Raw genomic sequence first — 21,677 nt, forward strand, 5'->3', positions numbered from 1 at the left:
AGCTCTACCTACTTATTAAGCTCTGCATCGATCTTAACGATGTCATCTCTCATTTGAACCTTGTAGTCTTCAAGCTTCTTAGCAAGTTCATCGTATTTGATAGCTAAGATTTGTACAGCTAGTATTGCAGCATTTTCAGCGCCATTAACAGCAACTGTAGCTACTGGAACGCCCTTAGGCATTTGAACTATTGAAAGAAGTGAATCAAGTCCATCCATTAAAGAGCTCTTTACTGGAACTCCTATAACTGGTAGAGTACTAAGTCCTGCTATGACTCCTCCTAAGTGTGCAGCCTTACCTGCAAATGTTATGATTGCCTCAATACCATTGGCTTTTGCGTTTTTAGCAAAGTCAAATGCTACTTCTGGTGTTCTGTGAGCTGAGATAACTCTTGTCTCATACTCAACCCCAAAATCATCAAGTACCTTTTGTGATTTTTCAACAACCTCTTTATCAGAGATGCTGCCCATTACTAATGCAACTTTCATATAATAACACTCCTTTAATTAAAATATTTTAAATATTCCTCATTTATATAAAATTTTAGGTCCTCGCTTCTAACGTAGTGAGATCCTATATTGGAACTGCCTACCTCATCCTTGTAATAATACAAGATTATGGAATTATCCACGATATAATAATTTTTGATATTGTTTCTAATGCTGTTCTTTTCTTCTTCAGTCTTAGTTAAATCCTCAAGTATCGTTTCTCTAACATTTTGTTCTTTCTTGATTAAGTCTTCGAAGCTAATCTCTTCAGCGCTATTAAAATTGAAGGTCTTTGTGTAGAATTTGCTCGAAGTACTATCATCATTGTAGACGCTATTGATGTAGAAACATAATGATACCAAGCTATCATCCGATCTAGCAATATCGTATGTGAAATACATTTTCTTAAGCTTAGCATCGTTCTTTGCCTTTTCAACTTGCTCGTCAACAAATTTCTTGATTTGCTCGTTAATATTATTTCTATAAGCTCTCTTAACGTCTTCAGTACTGAAAAATACTGGATAAGCAAGACTATACTTCGCTTCGTTCACTATACCAGTCTTTATGCCATCTATGGCGTTTCTTATATATATAGTGTCAGCGACGATAAATGTATCGTAGTCAAGCAGATAATATAGAACGTCTATAGGTAGATACATCTTCATATCTATAAGCATAGGTGCATAGTCAAGCTCAATTCTGTTCTTATTTGATGTTGTATAGATCTTCGAACCAAGCTTTACCTTTATGTTCTTGATACCTTTTTTGAAATAGCAAGACTTGTCCTCGCCGTTCCAATAGATGTCGAAGTTTAGCTTTGTAAATACCTCTCTTGCCGGTATGAATAAAGCCTTTGTTGAGTCTTTCTTGCCTTCTACTTCAAGAACTTTATCTTCTAAGTCTGAGTTAACAAGGCCTGATATTTTATTTATTTTTGATTCTTCAATGTTTTTTGCATAAGAAGTAAAACTCATCAAAAACATTAGAGCAGATAAAAGTATTAATAAAAGCTTTTTCATCATACCACCTCTAAATTATTATACCACAAAAGACAAGCTACATTCAAGTAGTACTTTAACAAATGTAAAAAATCCCTATACATATGCGTATAGGGATAGATTTATTTTATTAAAGTTTTCAATTCGTCTATGCTCAAAGTCAAATTCTCTTTGCTCTTAAGGTCTCTTACTGATAATTTCTTATTATCAAGCTCCTCTTGTCCTAGGAAGATGATGTAGTCAAAGCTATAGCTTTCTGCAAAATCAAATATCTTCTTCATCTTCATCTTAAAGTAAAGGACTTCAGAGTGAACGCCTAGCTCGTGTAATTCGTTCAACACGCTTATGGCGTAGCTCATATCTATATCAAGTGGAGCGACTAAGAATGATTTTTCTTCGCTATCAAATTTAGGAAGTATGTTCTTTTCACTCAATTGAAAGAATAGTCTAGTTAGACCGATGGATATGCCAACGCCAGGAAGCTCTCTCTTTGAGTAGAACTGAGTAAGATTTTCGTAGCTACCGCCTCCAGCGACGCTACCAAGCTCCTTGTAGTCATCAAGAACAGTTTCGATTACAGTTGATGTGTAGTAATCAAGTCCTCTTTGTAATTTAAGAGTGAACTTGTAATTATTGTCATCAACTTTAAATAACTTGATATTCTCTAAAACTTCTTTCATCTCAGAAAGACCTTTTAAGAAAGTTTCGTTATCTATACCAAGTCCTTCCAAGTACTTGATAGTCTCTTCATTTGTTCCTTCAAACTCAATAAGAGCAATAATCTCTTTAACAGCATCAGCTTTTATACCTTGATTAAGAAGCAGCTCTTCAAGGCTTTCTCTGCCAATCTTGTCGTACTTATCAAGTGCACGAACAGCCTCTACAGTATCTTCAACGCCTTGGCTCTTTAAGAAGCCATTCATGATATTTCTATTATTAATCATGATAGTGAATCTATCAAAACCAAACTTCTTAAATATAATGCTGATGATCTTAACAAGCTCTGCATCGTAGAACTTCGAAAGCTTTTCGTCGCCTATAATGTCGCAGTCACATTGGTAAAACTCTCTGTACCTACCCTTTTGGTTTCTCTCGCCCCTATAAACCTTGGCGATTTGATACCTCTTGAACGGAAACTTAAGCTCGTGCTCGTGCATGCTCACGTATCTTGCAAGAGGCACAGTCAAGTCAAAGCGCAAAGACGTATCAGTCGAAGTATTTGCAATATTGTAAATTTGTTTTTCAGTTTCACCGCCACCTTTAGCAAGAAGTATCTCAGTCTTCTCCAAAGCAGGCGTATCTATAGGTAAAAAAGAGAATAGTTCATAAGTTTCTCTAATTATGTCCTTCATTTTATTAAAAATCAATTGCTCATGAGGTAAAAGTTCCATAGTACCCGGCAATATCGATGGTTTTACTAGCATATTAATCCTCCATTATCATCAAAGTTCCTACATCAAATATATCATATTCCGTTAAATAAATCAATTCTTTATTGATTTCTCGTGCAAATTCTTCAAGGCGAATACTATTTGCTTCGTCCTTAATAAGACCCGTTAAAAATATCTTATCACGAGCATAGCCACTCGCGCCACCTATAAAGCCATAGTCATAGTCCTTAATCTTTACAAGGCCTTTATCTAGAAGTCTGGACTTGTAGCCAAGATTCTTTATTATTTCATGCAAATATTTGTCGTCCGTCACAAAATATTCGCTTCCTATGTCAATCACAGAGCATTTCACATAGCCTTGAGATGAGTTTATGGTCTTGCCTTCATCAAAACGATTCATTATGTCATCAGCACATGCATCCTTCTTGCAAATCAAGTGCTCGCCCACGCGAAGTGCATTGAACTTCACATCGCCTGGATACTTTTCAAGAGGATCTTCATTTGCATTAATCACATTTATCTTAGTAGCCTTAAAAATCTCATTATAATACTCAAAAGACTCGTGGCTTGCAATTAAAGTCTCCTCATCGTACTTAAAAAGCGACATATCAGGATGCGTCGCGACCGCGCCATTCAAGATTTTGCTCTCAAAAGATGGATAGGCACTTATATTAAATTCATTAAGCTTATCACGAAGTATATCGTAGTAAGCCTTGTCGACTATAGCAATCATTTCATCACCCGGGATAATTATATCACAAAAAGCATTTTAGGCGCAAAAAAAGAGCCAGATATCAATCTAGCTCTTTAGACAAAATCTTATTTTAAAACGTTTCTTCTAAGAGTAACAAACTTCATAGCTGCATCCCATAAGATATCCTTGCCATCTTGAAGGCCTAAAGCTCTTGCAACATTCGCTACAGGAAGCATAGTTCTGTTGTTTTTAATCATAGGTTTAACATCACTTACAAATGCCTTTCCATTAACAATTATATTGTTTGTATCAACAGGGATTTGAACGATGTTTTCCTTGTCAACAAGATATACAGTTCTTGTATTTGCATCCCAAGTTACCATGAAGCCTAAAGATTCGGCAACGTAACGTATAGGAAGCATAGTTCTAGCTTGATAGATGAATGGAGCTATATCCATCCTAACTTGGCTTACAACACCATTAACTGATTTTTGCATAATGCTGTCGTTAATAAATAGTATTGCCTCAAGCTTATCATACTCATTAGTTTCTACAGGTTTTTCTTCTTTACTATCATCTCTATCGTCTCTGTCGTCTCTGTCATCATATATTCTACGAGGTCTACGTCTTTCGTATGAATATCTTGGCACATAAATTTCTTCAAATCTAGCGTAAATATTAATATCGCCTTTAATGATATCTTGATTGCCATATAGATAAGGTGACCATCCAGCAAACTCGTATCCGCTGTAAGGTATTGCTTCTGGAGCAAGTCTTGCTAAATCCTCAAATCTATATCCTCTGTTCTTTTCAATGCGTAGAGTTTCTCCGTATCCGATATATCCTCTGTATGGATTATCTGATAAGAATCTGATTATCCAATAATCTCTAACTTGTGGGTCTGGATCTTGTGGTGTTGGTGGATTTGGTGTATTTCCTTTTTCTATAAATATAGCTTTTACAGTTAAGTTTTTATCAATAGCTGTATCTTTTGCTAAACTCCACTTTTCAAATTCAAAGCCTGGATTTGCTTTTACAGCTGGAGCTTTTAAATCAGATAATTTTTTATTTTCTGTCATTGGAATATAGAAAGTATTAGCACCGTCTACAGTTCCTTTTTTTGCATCTTCTGATTCAAATGTCACAGTCCAATATTCATTTGGACTTGGTTTTACAGTTTCTGGAGCGTTTGGATCAAGTGGTCCAATTATCTTTGGATCTGTTGGTGCTGGTGGATTTTCTTTTGCCTTTACTGTTAAAGCTTTTGTTTCCGCACTTGCATTACCTTTTGTTATTGTAACATTCTTTCCATCATGATCATCTACTGTTAAAGCTGTATCATTTGTTGGTGTTGCTGTTAAGCCATAATCATCAAAATTATCAAAGGTTACATCTTTTGTTAAGCCTTGATTGTCTGTTAAAGTAACTTCTAATTTAGATAAATCTAGTTTATTGCCTTCAGTATAATCTAGTTTAGGTTGCGTTTTAACTTCAATTTTTGCTATATTTTGCGAATCAAATACTTTTGGATTTACTGTTAATGGATCAGTTTCTGCTCTTCCTTTACCTTTTGTTATTGTAACAGTCTTTCCATTGTCAGCTACTTTTAAATCTGCATCGTTTGCTGGATCTGTTTTTATGCCATTTTCATCAAAATCTTCAAATGATACTTCTTTAAATTTATTATTATTGTCGATTAATTTTACTTTTAATCCAGCTAAATCTAATTTTTCTCCCTCTGTATAAATTAAAATTGACGGTTGACTTATAACTTCTATTGTTTTAACATTATCTAAGTCAAAGCCTTTACTATTAACAGTCAAGGCTGCTGTTTCTGCACTTAAATTGCCTTTTGTTATTTTAACTGTTTCTCCATTATGGACAGCAACTGTTAAAGCTGTTTCATTTGCAGGTGTTGCTACTAAGCCATATGTTTCAAAATCTGTAAATGGAACTTCTTTTGTTGTTCCTTGATTATCAGTTAGAGTTACTACTAATCCATCAAGGTCTAGTGCTTCTTCTTCAGTATAAGTTAATTTTTTAGGTTGTTCTGTAACTTCTATGCTTTTAACATGGTCTGGATCAAACACTCTTGCATTTACTGTTAAAGGATCTGTATCTGCACTTCCTTTTCCTTTGGTTATTTTAACAGTTTTTCCATTTTGTTCTAACTTTAACTCAGTACCGTTAGCTGGATCTATTGCAATTCCATTTTCTTTGAACTTTGAAAATTCAATATTCTTTGTTTTCTTATTGCTGTCTGTTAATTTTATTTCTAGACCGCTTAAATCAAGTTTATCTCCTTCTGTGTAGATTAAATTTGTAGGTTGATTTATTACTTCAATACTTTCAACTTTTTCTATATCAAACGGTTTTTCATTTACTGTTACATTTACTTTTGCTTTCAATGTTCCTGCTGATATAATAATTCCGTTATAAGTATGTGATGTTGTTAGTTCTTTGCCATTTTCTGGATCAGATTTAATATTATATTTTCCAAAATCTTTAAAATCTACATTTATACTGTTATTTTGCTTATCTGTTAATGTAACTACTAAACCTGATAAATCTAGTTTGTCTCCCTCTGTATATTCTACATTTGATGGCGGAGTATTAATTGTTAAGTCTACATAATAATTTATATTTATTTTACAGCCCATATTTCTGCCATCTCGAACTTCATATACATATTCTATACTATCAATATTGTCATGTAAACTTAATTTACCTTGATCTATATCAGCATTTTGCAAATTAGAGACATTACTTATATCAAATTTACCTGGTAATATATCCGGATTTACAAGTTTAGTTCCTGGAATTAAAGTCATAGTATAATTTTGAAGATATCCATTAAAACTATTTAATTTAGCATTTTTTGATAAATCTAAAGATGTTAAACTGTTATAGCTACAAGTTACGTCAGTTATTTCTAAACAATTACTTAAATCAAGCTCTTTAAGATTATTAGATTCACAATTAAGTTCTTTTAGATTATTACAATTGCTTAAATCAAGCTTTTCTAGCCTCATATTAGTGCAATATAATGTATCAAGTTTGTTATCATTTGCTAGTTTTAATTCTTTAAATCCTTCATTCCAAGAAATAGAAAGTTTAGTTATAAGTGGGTTATTCTCTAAATTTAGATTTGAAAGTTTATTTTGACTACAGTTTAGATAAGTAAGTTCTTTATTTTTGCTCAAATCTAAATCTTTAATAGCATTTTGTTTACAATCTATCGAAGTTAACTTTGTATTATTGTCTAAATTGAGACTTTCAATATTGTTAGATGTGCACGTAAGATCAATAAGTTCAGTATTTTTATTTAAATTCAACTTCGAAAGATTATTATTTGTGCAATCTAATTTTACTAATTTTTCATTTCTATCTAAAAATAGATTATATAAACCAATCCTCTCACAAATTAGCTCAGTAAGTTCTGTATTATAACTTACATCAAGATTATTTAGCCAGTTAAAAGTACAATCAAGCGTTTTAAGTTTTAAATTTTTACTTAAATCTATCTTACTTACGCCTTGATTACAAAAGTTTAAACTTTCTAGATTTTGAAAATGCTCTATTCCCACTAAACTTTTAATAGGATTTTCATTATATCCATGCTTTTCAAATGATACATCAATATTTTTAACATCATCACATTCTGCTTTACTTAGTGATCCGTCTTTGTTTTGATCATACTTTCTTACATATACCTGAAACAACTCATCAGGAAAGTTATCATCATTTATAAGCACATCTTCCCCCTCAGCATGTACTATGCCGCTTCCAAATGGAAGGTTTGTGAAAAACATGATTAAGGCCAAGACTAAGCCTAAAATTTTTGTTTTTTTCATTTTCATAAATTTCATATCCTTTCTAAATATATTTTTTATCCTTATATATATGTATATATTTTATAAAGTTTCGCTATGTGCGTCTAGATAAACTCAATCCTCCTTCATGACCAAATTTACACATGTCTACACTTTTCCATAAAATATATGATTAAAGAATTTTATTCGAGGCAAAAATATTATACTCTGATAAAATATTATATTGCTTCTATTAAATTATAGAACACTTTTGTCTAATTGTCAAGAGTTTTTATTTTTAAAATATCGCTTATAATATAGTTATATACTCATTTGTAACATTGCCTATCAAAAAAAAAAAAAAAAAAAAAGACTTCTACTGTCTCTTTTTTTGATGAAATTATTGTTTCTATTTAAGTATATTACAAATAAAGTGCAATGCAATTGAAACGCAACTTGCATCTACATCGTTTAAGACAAATAGACCTTAATGCGAAACGTATTTTGCGTTTATATAGTTTAGGCAAATCAATATGCGCTTAAAATGATCTTGCATCTAGATTAATCGTTACAAATCGATGTGCATTTGAAATGATTTAGGCGCAAAAAAAGAAGCGTGCTTCAAACACGCTTCAAGTTTGTGGAGGCGGCAACCAGATTTGAACTGGTGGTCAAGGTTTTGCAGACCTGTGCCTTACCACTTGGCTATGCCGCCAAAAAAATGGAGCGGAAAACGAGATTCGAACTCGCGACCCTCGCCTTGGCAAGGCGATGCTCTACCACTGAGCCATTTCCGCAAATGGTGCCCAGAGCCGGGATCGAACCAGCCACACGTAGATTTTCAGTCTACTGCTCTACCGACTGAGCTATCTGGGCACACTAGTCAGTTCATACTGACTAGTCTATGATACTATAAATTGATTTAATTGTCAAGGCTTTTTTTATATTTATTTAAGATTTTCTTAATATTATAAAGCCATGTTCTTTATCATGCCAAATGACATAAGTAGTGTCGCCCCTGCCATGATTAGCCAAACAAGCACATTAAAGGCAAGTGGCAAGTATGAGAATTTATTTGGCTCTTCTACGTCCAAAGTGCAGTCTGTCTCTTCTGTCACTTCTTTTGTCTTCATCTTTGATAAAACTCTATATAGTACAAAGATTATCACTATTGCTATAAGCACCATAAAGATACCTTGTAATAGGCCTATATCTAAGTCTGCCTCGCCTAGTGTAATCATCTTCATATCGTTTACTGCACCCTCGGCAATATCTTTTTGGAATATGCTAAGTATAACTGAGCAAGTGTTAAATGTGAAGTGACCAAGCATTGACGAGTAAAGTGAATTAGTTTTTTCATTTAATACTGAAAATACATAGCCTAGTATAAATGGCGCTACTATATTGAATGGATTCACATGCATTAGCATAAATAGTAGTGCTGTATAAAAGTATGTGAATTTTCTTCCCTTTGCTCTCTTAGCTGGTGCGCTTAATAGGCCTCTTACGAAGAACTCTTCGCAGATGGCTGGAAGCACGCCTATAATCAAAACGCTATATAGACTCATTAGTCCGCCTGATTTGACGTTGATTTGAGGCACACTTACCTCGCCAAATAGGCTATAGAACTTGATTAAGAGTGTCGACGTTATTCCAACTAATGGATAAACTAAAAGTGTTAGAAGAACTGATATAAGCGCTTCTTTGCCAGTGATTTTATTTAGTCTAAAGTATCTTTTGAAATTAACTTTCTTTTGCTTAACATAAACTAAAACTGGAACTAAGAGTATCAGCACTTCCCCTGCGAATAGGCCTAGGTAAAGGTCTAGTGTTTGAAGCATTGAGCCTAGGAAGATGTATGCAAGGAAAAGCAGTGTGTAAAGCCACGATGCTTTGTTTATGTCTATACCAGTTTTGTTTAATCTATTTTCTTTATACATGTCCCACCTACTTTAATTCTTCTAATCTTGTTAATGTCTTATCTAATAGCTCCTTATAATTATCTAGCTTTTCTCTTTCTTTGTCAACAACATCCTTTGGTGCCTTGCTTACAAATTTTTCATTTGAAAGCTTCTTTTCAAGTCTTTCAACTTCAAAATCTAGCTTTTCTTTTTCTTCCATAAGTCTTTGTTTTTCTTTTTCGAAATCTATTAACTCATTTAATGGGAAGAATAGTTCTGCATTTGTCATCATTATCGATGTAAAATCTTTATTGATGGCGTCTTTATTGTCAAGTATAGTGATCTTGTCTATATGCTCAAGGTCTTTGAAATAGTTAGCGCTGTCAATATAAAGCTTACCTGCTGCTTCGTCGTTTGGATAAACTAGCATTGAGAAGTGCTTTGATGGCTCAATGTTCATGTCTGTCTTCATCTTTCTTATAGCCTTGATAGCACTCTTAATTAATTCTAAATCATTAAGCTCTTCTTCATAGTACTTTATATCCTTTGGCCAATCACTGATGATTAGTGGAGTCTTCCTATTTGGTAGGTAGCTCCAGATCTCTTCAGTGATAAATGGCATAAATGGATGAAGTATCTTTAATATATTTTCTAAGATATATAAAATAACGTTTTGCGCGTTAATATTGTCCCTATCGTATAATCTTGTCTTAACTAGTTCTATATACCAGTCGCAGAAGTCTTCCCAAATGAAGTCTTGTACTTTAGCAGCTGCTATACCTATCTCGTATTTATCAAGATTGTTGTTGATTTCGTCTACAACAGTTTTTAGTCTTGAGATGATCCACTTATCTTCTCTTTCTAATTTGTCGTAGTCAAGGCTATAGTCATCTCTATCATCAAGGTTCATAAGAACAAATCTTGATGCGTTCCACAATTTATTAGCAAAATTTCTTTGTGGCTCTACTTTTTTAACGCTATATTTAATGTCATTACCAGGAGCGTTATTTGTGATTAATGAGTATCTTAGTGCATCGGCGCCATATTCACTAATTACTTGTAGTGGGTCTATGCCGTTACCTAGTGATTTACTCATCTTTCTGCCTTGTACGTCTCTGATAAGACCTGTTAATAAAACGTCTTTGAATGGTACTTCGCCTGTTTGTTCAAGGGATGAGAATATCATTCTACTTACCCAGAAGAAAATTATGTCATAGCCTGTTACTAGTAAGTCTGTCGGGAAGAATCTCTTGTAATCATCTGAGTCTGTGTCTGGCCAGCCAAGTGTTGAGAACGGCCAAAGAGCTGATGAGAACCATGTATCAAGTGTGTCTTCATCTTGTTTTAGATGAGTAGATCCACACTTATCACACTTTTCTGGTTTTTCCTTGCTAACGATGTACTCGCCACAGTCTTCACAGTAATAAACAGGAATTCTGTGTCCCCACCATAGTTGACGAGAAATGCACCAGTCTCTGATGTTTTCAAGCCAATTTTCATATATCTTGCCGAACCTTTCAGGGATAATGTTTACTTTATTTTCTCTATATGCTTCAAGGGCTTTTTTAGCCATATCTTCCATCTTAACGAACCATTGAAGTGAAGCTAGCGGCTCGATGATGGTATTGCATCTTTCGCAATGACCAACAGAGTTTTCGTGTTTCTCTACCTTTACCAATAGACCTTGTTCATCAAGATCCTTAATGATTCTCTCTCTAGCTTCATATCTGTCAAGACCCTTATAAGCGTAAGCATTTTCATTCATCTTAGCATCTTCGTCTATGACTATAAGTTGACCAAGATCGTGTCTAGCACCTACTTCGAAGTCGTTAGGGTCATGTGATGGCGTAATCTTAACGCAGCCAGTACCGAAGGATGAATCAACGTATTCATCGGCGATAACTGGTATTTGTCTATCTGTTAGAGGCAAGTCAAGTGTTTTGCCAACTAAGTCAGTATATCTTTCATCGTCTGGATTAACAGCTACTGCTAAGTCCCCTAAAAGTGTTTCAGGTCTAGTTGTTGCAATAGTTACAAAGCCAGTCTTGTCTGAGTATGGGTACTTTATGTACCACATCTTTCCCTCTTGTGGCTCATGAATAACTTCTGTATCGGATATAGCTGTGTGACAGTGTGGGCACCAGTTAACTATCCTCATTCCTCTATAAATATAATCTTTTTTGTATAATCTTTCAAATACTTCGTAAACGGCCTTTGTTAAGTGCTCATCAAGCGTAAAGCTATCGCGTGACCAATCACAAGATGAACCAAGCTTCTTTAGCTGCTCTTTGATGTTGCCGCCGTACTTGTGAGTCCAGTCCCAAGCTTCTTCTAGGAACTCTTCCCTTGTTAAGTCGCTCTTCTTAACGCCTTCTTCTCTAAGCTTTTCAACAACTTTTGCTTCTGTTGAAATGGACGCGTGGTCAGTTCCAGGTAGCCAAAGTGCGTTGTAGCCTTGCATTCTCTTGTATCTGATAACAAAATCTTGTATAGTGCCATTAAGCGCGTGACCAAGGTGAAGGTTACCTGTTACATTTGGTGGCGGCATGATGATGGTAAATGATTCTTTACTATCGTCAGTACTTGGCTTAAAATACTCATTGTCCATCCAAAATTTATAAATATTATCTTCAAATTCTGCTGGATTATATGATTTCTCTAAATTTTTCATAATTCCTCCTGAGTAAAGTTTATATTATACCTCCATGATTACTGGAAGTATCATAGGATTTCTCTTCATAGTTTGATATATATACTTCTTCAAACTGTCTCTGATAGCATTTTTAATGCTTGACCAGTCTTTAATGTTTCTTCTTTGGCAATCTTCTATGGCTAAAACAACTTTTTTCTTTGCTTCTTCCATAAGATCATCAGCTTCTCTGACATAGACAAAGCCTCTGGATATAATGTCTGGACCAGCTATAGTTGAGCCGTCTTCTTTACTTAATGTCAATACGACTATGATCAAACCGTCTTCAGATAAGTGCTTTCTATCTCTTAAAACGATATTACCAACATCGCCGACACCAAGACCATCGACCAAGACATTGCCTGAAGTAACCTCATCAACAATTTCAGCCTTTCTCTTATCAAGTTCAAGCACTTCACCGTTATTCATGATGAAGATGTTCTTAGGATTCATGCCCATGCTCTCAGCGAGTTGCGCATGTAACTTAAGATGTCTTTGTTCGCCATGAACTGGTATGAAATATCTTGGCTTAAGTAGTGAATGTATTAGCTTAAGCTCTTCTTGACAAGCGTGCCCTGAAACGTGTATTTCACCAAGTGATTCATAAATAACTTTTGCATCAAGCTCTATAAGCTTGTTAATTACCTTTGATACAGCATTTTCATTGCCTGGTATCGGATGAGCTGAAAGTATAATTAAATCATTTGGTGTAAGCTGAATTTTTCTGTGCTCATTGTAGGCAATCCTTGTAAGAGCACTCATTGGCTCGCCTTGTGAACCAGTTGTTATGATACAAATCTCGCTGTCATCATACTTATTCATCTTATTTATATCAATTATACTTGAGTCTTTAACTCTTAAGTAGCCTAAATCCTTAGCAACTTTAACGTTATTTATCATGGACCTGCCTGATAAAACTATTTTTCTGCCGTGTTTTTCAGCCGCTTCTATAATTTGCTGAATCCTTTGCATATTTGATGCAAATGTCGCAACTATGATTCTATTCTCAGTATATTCGTGGAAAATAGTTCTAAATGTCTCTCCGACTACTCTTTCACTTAGAGTGTAGCCCTTTCTTTCAACGTTTGTACTTTCTGCCAATAGGCAAAGCACACCTTTATCTCCTAGCTCAGCGAACCTATTTAAATCGTTCACTCCACCCATAATTGGCGTAAAGTCAATTTTAAAGTCACCTGTGTGAACTATAACGCCTGCAGGTGTGTGAAATGCTAGTGCTGCTGAGTCAGGAATACTATGGCATTGTCTAATGAATTCGACAACAATTTTCCCTAATCTAACCTTATCGTTAAAGTTTACCACATGCATTTTAGGTTTTAAGTTGTGTTCCTTTAACTTATTTTCTAAGAGTCCTAAAGTTAGTCTAGTACCGTAAATAGGTACATGTATCTTCTTTAAGACGTATGGTATTGCTCCTATGTGGTCCTCGTGACCATGCGTTAGGACTATACCTTTAATTCTCTCCTTATTTTTTTCTAAATATGTGATATCTGGAATTACGATATCCACGCCCAGCATCTCGTCCTCTGGAAATGTCATACCGCAATCGCATATAACTATATCGTTATCACATTCAATAAGAGTAATATTCTTTCCGATCTCATTCAGACCACCCAGCGGGATGATCCTTAGTTTGTTACTCTTTAACATCGTCTCCTCCTTTTATTTATTTGTTTTATCTAATTCTTCAAAGGCTTCTTGAGCTTCTCTTAGCTCCTCGTCGTCTAAGCCTGTGAATACTAAATTCCCTTCATTATCCTCACTATACTTCATTATATAGTAATCTTCGTCTTCTTCGCTTTCATACATTACTACATACTTGTCAGTATCAATCTCAAATGTAGCTTCGACGATAAGTTCTATCTCATTACCATCATCGTCATGAAGCAGTATTTTATTATCCATTTTTTCCCCTTTGCATATCTAAATATGTTCTTAAAATATAATTTGCCGCGATTGAGTCAACATACTTTTTTCTGTTTTCTCTACGCACATTCGTATCAATTAAAACTCTTGTCGCACTTACTGTTGTCAGTCTCTCATCAACATAGACAACTTCTATGTCATCAAGATTTTTCTTCATAAAATCCATGTACTTCTTTACTTTTTTTGCTTGTGGTCCAAGGCTTCCATCCATATTCTTAGGAAGGCCAACAACCAAAGTCTTTACGCCGTACTGATCAATAATTTCTTTTAACTTGTCTCTATCTTCTAATTTTGAAGTTCTAAATATAGTGTTTAGCGTTGTGACTATAATTTGCAATTCATCTGAAATTGCAAGTCCTACCGTTTTATCGCCAACGTCTAAAGCTAAAATTCTTTCCATAATTTCACCTAAAAATAATAGGGGTTATAAGCCCCTATTAATCATTTCAAATAATCAACGAGTATTGCCTCCAAAAGCTCATCTCTTTCCATTTGTATAATCATCGATCTAGCATCATTGTAGCTTGTTATATATGTTGGATCGCCTGATAAAATGTAACCTATGATTTGGTTGATGGGGTTGTATCCCTTAGCTTCTAGAGCCTCACAAACCTTATTTAATATTTCTTTTGGTGATTGAACTGTTTCCTTTTGAATATTAAATTTCATTGTCTCATCAAATTTCTTATCCATGCTATCACCTCTAAATATAGTATATCATAAAAAACTTATGTCTTCAATAATAATTTATTTCTTATTATAATTAGCTTAAAATCTCTTTAAGTTTTTCTTCTGCTCTTATTTCAAAATCTTTAAGCTTATCTGAGTTACCTCCGCCTGCTTGAGCCATGTCATCTCTTCCGCCGCCCTTAGCATCTAGTAGTGGCGCAATGTTCTTCATCAAGATATTTGCTGTAACTACCTTGCTTACAATGTCTTTTGTAAGTGTTATAATGAACGAAGTCTTTCCGCCGATGTCAGCAGCTACCATGACTATACCTGATTTGACTTTGTCCTTAAGCTTATCGCCTGCTTGTCTTAATTCGTTCATATTGTCAGCTTCAATCACGCTGATGATATAGTTAACGCCATTAATATTTTTAACTTCGCTGTCAAGATTTTTAAGCTCGGCATTTTGTATTTTGTTCTTTAAGTCTTTTATTTCTTTTTCTCTATCTTTTAAGTCGCTAATTGTTTGCTCAGCCTTATTGATAAGGTCTTCTTTATTAGTTTTGAATGTTTCGCTAAGTTTATCTAATTCAGCTTCATTATCGTTTAAGTATTTATAAGTGTTTCTGCCTGTTAGAGCTTCAATTCTTCTAACGCCTGCAGCTATACCAGTTTCTTGAACTATCTTGAATAAGCCTACTTCAGATGTATTTTTAACGTGAGTACCGCCGCATAGTTCCATTGAGAAGTCGCCAACTTTAACTACTCTAACAAAATCGCCGTATTTATCTTCGAATAGACCTGTTGCACCCATCTTCTTAGACTCTTCTAAGCTAACTACAGATGTATTTACGTCTATAGCATCAAAAATGCTTTCATTAACAATATTTTCAACTTGTTTAATCTCATCAGCTGTCATTGCTTGGAAGTGAGTGAAGTCAAATCTAAGTCTAGTTGGACTAACTAAGGAACCTGCTTGATTAACGTGAGTGCCTAGAACCATCTTTAGTGCCTTGTGAAGTAAGTGAGTTGCTGTGTGGTTCTTGCGTGTATCTTGTCTAAGCTTGTAATCGATCTCAGCATCTAGCTTGTCGCCTGTTTTTAATTCTCCAGACTCAACTTCAACTTCATGAAGCACAAGACCTGTCTTAGTCTTCTTTGTATCAATTACCTTTAAGATAGCCTTATCATTTTTAAGTGTGCCGACGTCGCCAACTTGTCCACCTGATTGACCGTAGAATGGTGTCTTGTCAAGTATAACTATGGCCTTCTCGCCTTCCTTGATTGAATCTACTAAGTTTTTATCCACAACTATGGCATTTACTTTGGCGTCTTCATTCACATCGTGTTCGTAGCCAATAAATTCATTCTTGTAATTTTCATAAATATCTAGATTTAAGTCACTGTTCCAGCCAGAGTCTTCGATGTGAGCATTTTCCTTTGCTCTAAGCTTTTGTTCTTGCATGTTCTTATTAAATTCTTCTTCATCTACAGAAATTCCATTCTCTTCAAGAATTTCCTTAGTTATATCGAATGGGAAGCCGTAAGTATCATACAAAATGAAAGCTTTTTCTCCAGATAGGCTAGTTTTGCCTTCTTTTTTAATTTCATCAATGTATGAGTTTAAGATGTTCATACCTTGATTGATAGTTTCTTCAAACTTAGCTTCTTCAGCGCTTATAATCTTGATTATAGTCTCTCTATTTTGAGCAAGTTCTGTATAGTGATATGACCAGCCATCAATAACTTTTTCTACAAGATCAGCTAAGAATGGTCTGTCTATGCCAAGTAGCTTACCGTGTCTAATCGCACGTCTAATTATCTTTCTAAGTACATAGCCTCTTGACTCGTTTGATGGTATGATGCCGTCTGAAACCATGAAAGTCATGCTTCTTACGTGGTCAGCGATTATTCTTATAGATATGTCATCTTTTTCATTTATTTTATACTTTTTATTCGATAATCTTTCTACCTCTTCAATAATGCTTCTGATTTCTTTTATATCGAAGATTGAGTGAACGCCTTGCATAACGCACGCCATTCTTTCAAGACCCATACCAGTATCTATGTTTGGATGACTTAGTGGCTCGTACTCATCCTTTGATTTTCTATCAAATTGAGTAAATACAAGGTTCCAAACTTCGATTAGTCTTTCATTATCTACGCCGTCATTAAAGTCCTTTAAAGTACCGTAGCTTTCCCCTCTATCGTAGAAAATCTCAGTACATGGACCCGATGGACCAGTTTCAAGCTCCCAGAAGTTATCTTCTTTGCCAAGTCTTACTAATCTCTTTGGATCTTGACCTTCCTTAACCCATAGGTCAAAAGCTTCGTCGTCATCCTTGAATACTGTGATCCATAGCTTTTCAGGCTCTATTTCAAAAACTTCTGTAAGTAAAGTCCACGCCCAATGAATTGCTTCTTTTTTAAAGTAATCTCCAAAAGAGAAGTTTCCAAGCATTTCAAAGAAAGTTCCGTGTCTATCAGTTTTACCAACGTTGTCTATATCGCCTGTTCTGATACACTTTTGGCAAGTAGTCATCCTCTTAGATGGAGCACTTAACTCGCCTGTAAAAAACTTCTTAAGTGGTGCCATGCCCGCACCTATTAATAATAATGATTTATCATCCTTTGGTATTAGCGAAAAACTTTTTTCAGCTAAGTGACCGTGATTTTTAAAGAAATTTAAATATTCATCTCTTATTTCGTCCAAAGATAAATGTTTCATGTATACACCTCTAATTATTTTTATTTACAACATATTCATTATACACTGTTTTGATGACAAGTGCAATAGGTACCGACAGTATCATACCTAAAAATCCGAATAGCGCCGCTCCTAGTATAAGTAGGAATAAAACTACTATTGGATGGAAGCCCGTTTCCTTTGATAATATCTTCGGTCCCACTATATTATTTTCTACCCATTGAATTAATATATATAGAACAAAGATCCAAAGCGCTTTGATTGGACTATCTATAAAAGCAAAGACAAAGGCTGGAATAAGGCCCATAAGTGGTCCAACATACGGCACTATATCAGCAACGCATGTGATTATACCTATAACAAAGGAGAATTCTACTCCCAAGGCTAGAAGCATAATAAATGTTGCAAAACCAACAAATATAGCCATCTTAATCTTGCCTATGATATATTTAGTCATATCATTATGAATATTTGAGAATAACCTTATTAACCTTTCTTTTCTCGCTTCTGGTATCATGGCTTTGAACTTTTCCTTAATTTTGTCCTTATCTTTTAAAAAGTAAAAGGCAAATATTGGTGTCAAGACAAGTGAAAATACAAAGCTCATAACATTCTTCGCAGAATTAACAAGTAAATTTCCCGCATTAGCTGTTTGTTTTTTGTATATCTTCGATATATTATCAACTATAAGTTCGTTATCAAGATTTATACCTTTAAAAAGCTCATATTGATTAAAGAAATCGTTAATTGATTCAAGCGTTTGCTTGTAATATTCTGGGAATTTAATTATAAGATTTTTAATATCAGAAATAGTCTTAGGAAAGACAGTAAAGCCTAAAATTAAAAATATAAGAATAACTATTAAAAAAACAGTCAAAATCGCAAGATTATCCGATATCTTAAGTCTCTTACGCACACTTTTAACCATAGGATTTAAAAAGTACGCAAGCATTGCCGCGACTAGTATAGATAGCGTGATTGTCCTTACCATAAGAAAGTTTTTGTATATGTATATGAAGAATAATACCGCTAAAACTGTTATTATAAACTTAATTATTACAGTCTTAGAGAATATAAGTCTCTCCCCCTCATCGAGGTGTTTATTACCGATATTAACGAGATAATATATGCCTAAAGCTAATATAATTATCTGCAAACCAAGGAGGATACCATTTAAGGCTCCTCCTTGATTTATCAAATTAATTATGTTCTCGTTAATAGTATTTGCTAAAAAACCCATCTTCTTAGTCTAGTTCTACATGATCGTGATCATGTAAATCATCTTTTGGTGGTTCGTAATTTTCAAGACCTTTTACCTTATGACCAGTTTTTTCTTGATAGTCATAAAGTGCTGCCTTGATAGCTTCTTCAGCAAGTACTGAGCAGTGCATTTTAATTGGTGGAAGTCCATCTAAGTTTTCAGCTACTTCTTTGTTTGATAGGTTTATAGCTTCGTTTATGGACTTACCCTTGATAAGTTCTGTAGCCATAGATGATGACGCGATCGCAGTACCACAGCCGTAAGTCTTGAACTTAACATCTGTAATTATATCGTTTTCATCTATCTTTAGGTACATCCTCATGATGTCGCCGCATTTTGCGTTACCAACTTCGCCAACACCGCTTGGGTTTTCCATCTCCCCAACATTTCTTGGATGCATAAAGTGATCCATAACTTTTTCAGAATATAACATTATATTTCTCCTTTCGCAATTGCCTCATCATATAGAGGTGACATTTGTCTTAATCTTTCAATAATCTTTACTAGGCTATCTACAACGTAGTCTACATCTTCATCTGTAATTTCTTCTGAGAATGTTAATCTTAAAGATCCATGAGCAATTTCGTGTGGTAAGCCTATTGCAAGTAATACATGTGATGGATCTAATGAACCAGATGCACATGCAGAACCTGTTGAACCAGCTATGCCCATAGCGTCAAGCATTAGTAGAAGCGCTTCGCCTTCAACGTACTTGAAGCAGAATGAAGCATTTCCTGGTAGTCTTCTTTCTGGATCCTTGCTGCCATTATATAGTGTATATGGAATTTTTTCCATAATTTCTTTAACTAATCTATCTCTTTTATCTCTTAAATGATTATTATGCTTTTCAAAATTATCATATAATAATTCTATAGCTTTAGCAAGACCGATAATTTCAGCAGTATTTTCAGTTCCTGCTCTCCTCTTTCTTTCTTGTCCACCACCATGAATTAAGTTGTCGATATTAACACCTTTTCTAATATATAGAGCGCCTATACCCTTTGGTCCGTATAGCTTATGGCCTGATAAACTCATCATGTCTATGCCAAGGTCTTCTACGTCTATCCTAACATTACCAACTGCTTGAACAGCGTCTGTATGGAATAGAGCGTTGTGTTTATGAGCTATAGCAGCTGCTTCTTTGATCGGCTGTATAGTTCCTATCTCGTTATTAGCAAACATTATACTAACTAAGATAGTATCGTCTCTCATGGCATTTTCAAGTTCATTAAGGTCAATGAAGCCTTCTTCATCAACGCTTAAATATGTTACCTCAAAACCTTCTTTTTCCAAGAACTTGCATGTATTAAGTATAGCCGGATGCTCAATCGCAGTCGTAATTATGTGTTTACCCTTGTCCTCGTACTTAAATGCAGTTCCCTTTAAAGCCCAGTTGTCAGACTCTGAGCCACAGCTTGTAAAATATATCTCATCTGCCTTGCAGTTAAAGTATGATGCTATCTTCTCCCTTGCTTCTACCACATCTTTCTTCACTTCAGTTGCTAGTGAATAAAGACTTGATGCGTTAAAATACTTTTCATCAAAATATGGTAGCATCGCATCTATAACTTCTTTTCTAACTCTTGTTGTTGCAGCGTTATCCAAATAAATAAAGCCCATCATAATCCCCCTTTATAAAATCATAAAAAAATAAAATATCCCTATTTTATCTAATATGTATAATCTTTGTGATAATAAAATTATCTATGTAATATGATTGGCTTCTAATATGTATATGTATTTATTCAATTCTACATTGATTATAATATATATTCCCAACTTTGTCAAGGATTAAGCAGAAATATCTTATAAACTTATTGATTAAGCAAAAAATATATCCGTAAGGACTGACCCTACGGATATATCATAATGCATATTGCTTTGTATTAATTATTTAATTATAGTTACCTTTCTATTTATTGCGTCCCAGAAAATGTTTACATTGTCTTTTAAGCCTAAAGCTCTAGCAATGTTAGCTACTGGAAGCATTGTTCTGCCATTAACAATTTCAGGTTTTACATCGCTTTCGTACTTAACACCATTAACTATAATCAAATTAGTGTCAACTGGTATTTCAACTCTAAAGAACATATCTTGAATGATAACAGTTCTTGTTTCTTTTATCCAATCAACTGAAAGACCTAAAGCTTCAGCAACATATCTTATTGGAAGCATTGTTCTGCCATTCTTGATATATGGAACTGCATCCATAGTTGTAATATTGTTGATTCCGTTAATGTCCTTATCTAATTGATTTGATCCTATAGTTATAACGACTTTTGTTTCGATTTCTTTTTTATCTTCTTCAGTTTTTTCTTCTCTCTTGTCATCTTTATCCTCATAGCTTGGTCTATATGGTCTGTATGGTCTATATGGTCTATGAGGTCTTTCATAGTCATCTGGAATTGATGGTGTTGGTGGTGTAGGCGGCAATGGCATAGCTCTAAAGCTTACATTAACTTTTACATCGCTTTCAGGCATAACAAATGTATTATTTGTTACTGGCACTTTATTTCCACTTCCGTCCTTAACTTCAATTGATTCTACTTCATAGCCTGCATCTGCTACTATAGTTAAAGTGATGACTTCACCTTTACTAGCCGTATTCTTATCAGCTTTTACTTTTCCATGAGTAACTGGATTTATGACTACGTTGTATGTTGTTGGTGTTGGTGGAGCTTCTTCTTCAATTTTTACTGTATATTTTGCAATTTGTCCTTCGTATGTTATTGTTAGTTCTTGGCTTGGATTTGCAGCACTTGAATCGAAGCCTTTTACCATAGTTTTTTCTACGTTAACTGTTTCTTTGCTTCCATCTGATTTTGTAACTTCTATTGTTAGGTTTGTTACGTCTAAATCTTCGCCAACTTTGTATTCTGTTTTATGGTTTGTGCTGTTTACTGCTATGCCTGTTACTGTTGGTGTAACTGGTGGAGCTTCTTCTTCAATTTTTACTGTATATGTTGTTGTTTTCCCTTCGTATGTTATTGTTAGTTCTTGGCTTGGATTTGCAGCACTTGAATCGAAGCCTTTTACCATAGATTTATCTACGTTAACTGTTTCTTTGCTTCCATCTGATTTTGTAACTTCTATTGTTAGGTTTGTTACGTCTAAATCTTCGCC

General features: G+C 34.5%; 16 protein-coding genes and 3 tRNA genes. All 19 read right to left on the bottom strand.

Features of this window, described 5'->3' with window-relative positions:
• Positions 1–8 precede the first annotated feature (8 nt).
• On the bottom strand, positions 9–488 hold the full coding sequence (gene purE, locus Q0E71_RS02020; RefSeq protein WP_294795502.1) for a 5-(carboxyamino)imidazole ribonucleotide mutase: 480 nt from the start codon (positions 486–488) through the stop codon (positions 9–11).
• 14 nt (positions 489–502) lie between these two features.
• The gene (locus tag Q0E71_RS02025; protein ID WP_294795504.1) at positions 503–1,507 is read right to left on the bottom strand and encodes a copper amine oxidase N-terminal domain-containing protein; all 1,005 of its coding nucleotides are present in this window, start codon (positions 1,505–1,507) and stop codon (positions 503–505) included.
• A gap of 101 nt (positions 1,508–1,608) precedes the next feature.
• Complete coding sequence (hisS, locus tag Q0E71_RS02030; RefSeq protein WP_294795506.1) at positions 1,609–2,910, bottom strand: histidine--tRNA ligase; 1,302 nt, start codon at positions 2,908–2,910, stop codon at positions 1,609–1,611.
• Between the two features lies 1 nt (position 2,911).
• A complete protein-coding gene (locus Q0E71_RS02035) occupies positions 2,912–3,610 on the bottom strand; it encodes a DUF6873 family GME fold protein (protein WP_294795508.1) in 699 nt (232 codons plus the stop codon).
• 86 nt (positions 3,611–3,696) lie between these two features.
• On the bottom strand, positions 3,697–6,774 hold the full coding sequence (locus tag Q0E71_RS02040) for a stalk domain-containing protein (protein ID WP_294795510.1): 3,078 nt from the start codon (positions 6,772–6,774) through the stop codon (positions 3,697–3,699).
• A gap of 1,250 nt (positions 6,775–8,024) precedes the next feature.
• Positions 8,025–8,098: transfer RNA gene (locus Q0E71_RS02045), tRNA-Cys, on the bottom strand.
• Positions 8,099–8,105: 7 nt separating this feature from the next.
• A tRNA-Gly gene (locus Q0E71_RS02050) sits at positions 8,106–8,180 on the bottom strand.
• A gap of 3 nt (positions 8,181–8,183) precedes the next feature.
• Positions 8,184–8,259: transfer RNA gene (locus Q0E71_RS02055), tRNA-Phe, on the bottom strand.
• A 92-nt stretch (positions 8,260–8,351) separates the two neighbouring features.
• Positions 8,352–9,323: a CPBP family intramembrane glutamic endopeptidase gene (locus Q0E71_RS02060; protein ID WP_294795512.1), complete on the bottom strand. Its 972-nt coding sequence runs from the start codon at positions 9,321–9,323 to the stop codon at positions 8,352–8,354.
• Between the two features lie 7 nt (positions 9,324–9,330).
• Positions 9,331–11,955 (bottom strand): valine--tRNA ligase, encoded by a 2,625-nt coding sequence (locus Q0E71_RS02065; RefSeq protein WP_294795514.1) that lies wholly within the window; start codon positions 11,953–11,955, stop codon positions 9,331–9,333.
• A 24-nt stretch (positions 11,956–11,979) separates the two neighbouring features.
• The gene (locus tag Q0E71_RS02070) at positions 11,980–13,641 is read right to left on the bottom strand and encodes a ribonuclease J (protein WP_294795516.1); all 1,662 of its coding nucleotides are present in this window, start codon (positions 13,639–13,641) and stop codon (positions 11,980–11,982) included.
• Between the two features lie 12 nt (positions 13,642–13,653).
• Positions 13,654–13,896 (bottom strand): DUF1292 domain-containing protein, encoded by a 243-nt coding sequence (locus Q0E71_RS02075; protein ID WP_294795517.1) that lies wholly within the window; start codon positions 13,894–13,896, stop codon positions 13,654–13,656.
• A complete protein-coding gene (gene ruvX, locus Q0E71_RS02080; RefSeq protein ID WP_294795519.1) occupies positions 13,889–14,317 on the bottom strand; it encodes a Holliday junction resolvase RuvX in 429 nt (142 codons plus the stop codon). The genes Q0E71_RS02075 and ruvX overlap by 8 nt, the downstream gene beginning before the upstream one ends.
• 41 nt (positions 14,318–14,358) lie before the next feature.
• Positions 14,359–14,586, bottom strand: coding sequence for an IreB family regulatory phosphoprotein (locus Q0E71_RS02085; RefSeq protein WP_341348927.1), 228 nt, complete (start codon positions 14,584–14,586; stop codon positions 14,359–14,361).
• A gap of 94 nt (positions 14,587–14,680) precedes the next feature.
• A complete protein-coding gene (alaS, locus tag Q0E71_RS02090; protein ID WP_294795523.1) occupies positions 14,681–17,314 on the bottom strand; it encodes an alanine--tRNA ligase in 2,634 nt (877 codons plus the stop codon).
• A gap of 10 nt (positions 17,315–17,324) precedes the next feature.
• Positions 17,325–18,533 (bottom strand): AI-2E family transporter, encoded by a 1,209-nt coding sequence (locus Q0E71_RS02095; RefSeq protein WP_294795525.1) that lies wholly within the window; start codon positions 18,531–18,533, stop codon positions 17,325–17,327.
• Between the two features lie 4 nt (positions 18,534–18,537).
• Positions 18,538–18,987: a Fe-S cluster assembly scaffold protein NifU gene (gene nifU, locus Q0E71_RS02100; protein WP_294795527.1), complete on the bottom strand. Its 450-nt coding sequence runs from the start codon at positions 18,985–18,987 to the stop codon at positions 18,538–18,540.
• On the bottom strand, positions 18,987–20,174 hold the full coding sequence (gene nifS, locus Q0E71_RS02105; protein ID WP_294795529.1) for a cysteine desulfurase NifS: 1,188 nt from the start codon (positions 20,172–20,174) through the stop codon (positions 18,987–18,989). Before nifS ends, nifU begins: the two co-directional genes overlap by 1 nt.
• A gap of 270 nt (positions 20,175–20,444) precedes the next feature.
• Positions 20,445–21,677: stalk domain-containing protein (locus Q0E71_RS02110; protein WP_294795531.1), on the bottom strand; the 1,233-nt coding region annotated here is incomplete at its 5' end.

The organism is uncultured Fenollaria sp., from assembly GCF_934202865.1.
Taxonomy (GTDB): domain Bacteria; phylum Bacillota; class Clostridia; order Tissierellales; family Peptoniphilaceae; genus Fenollaria.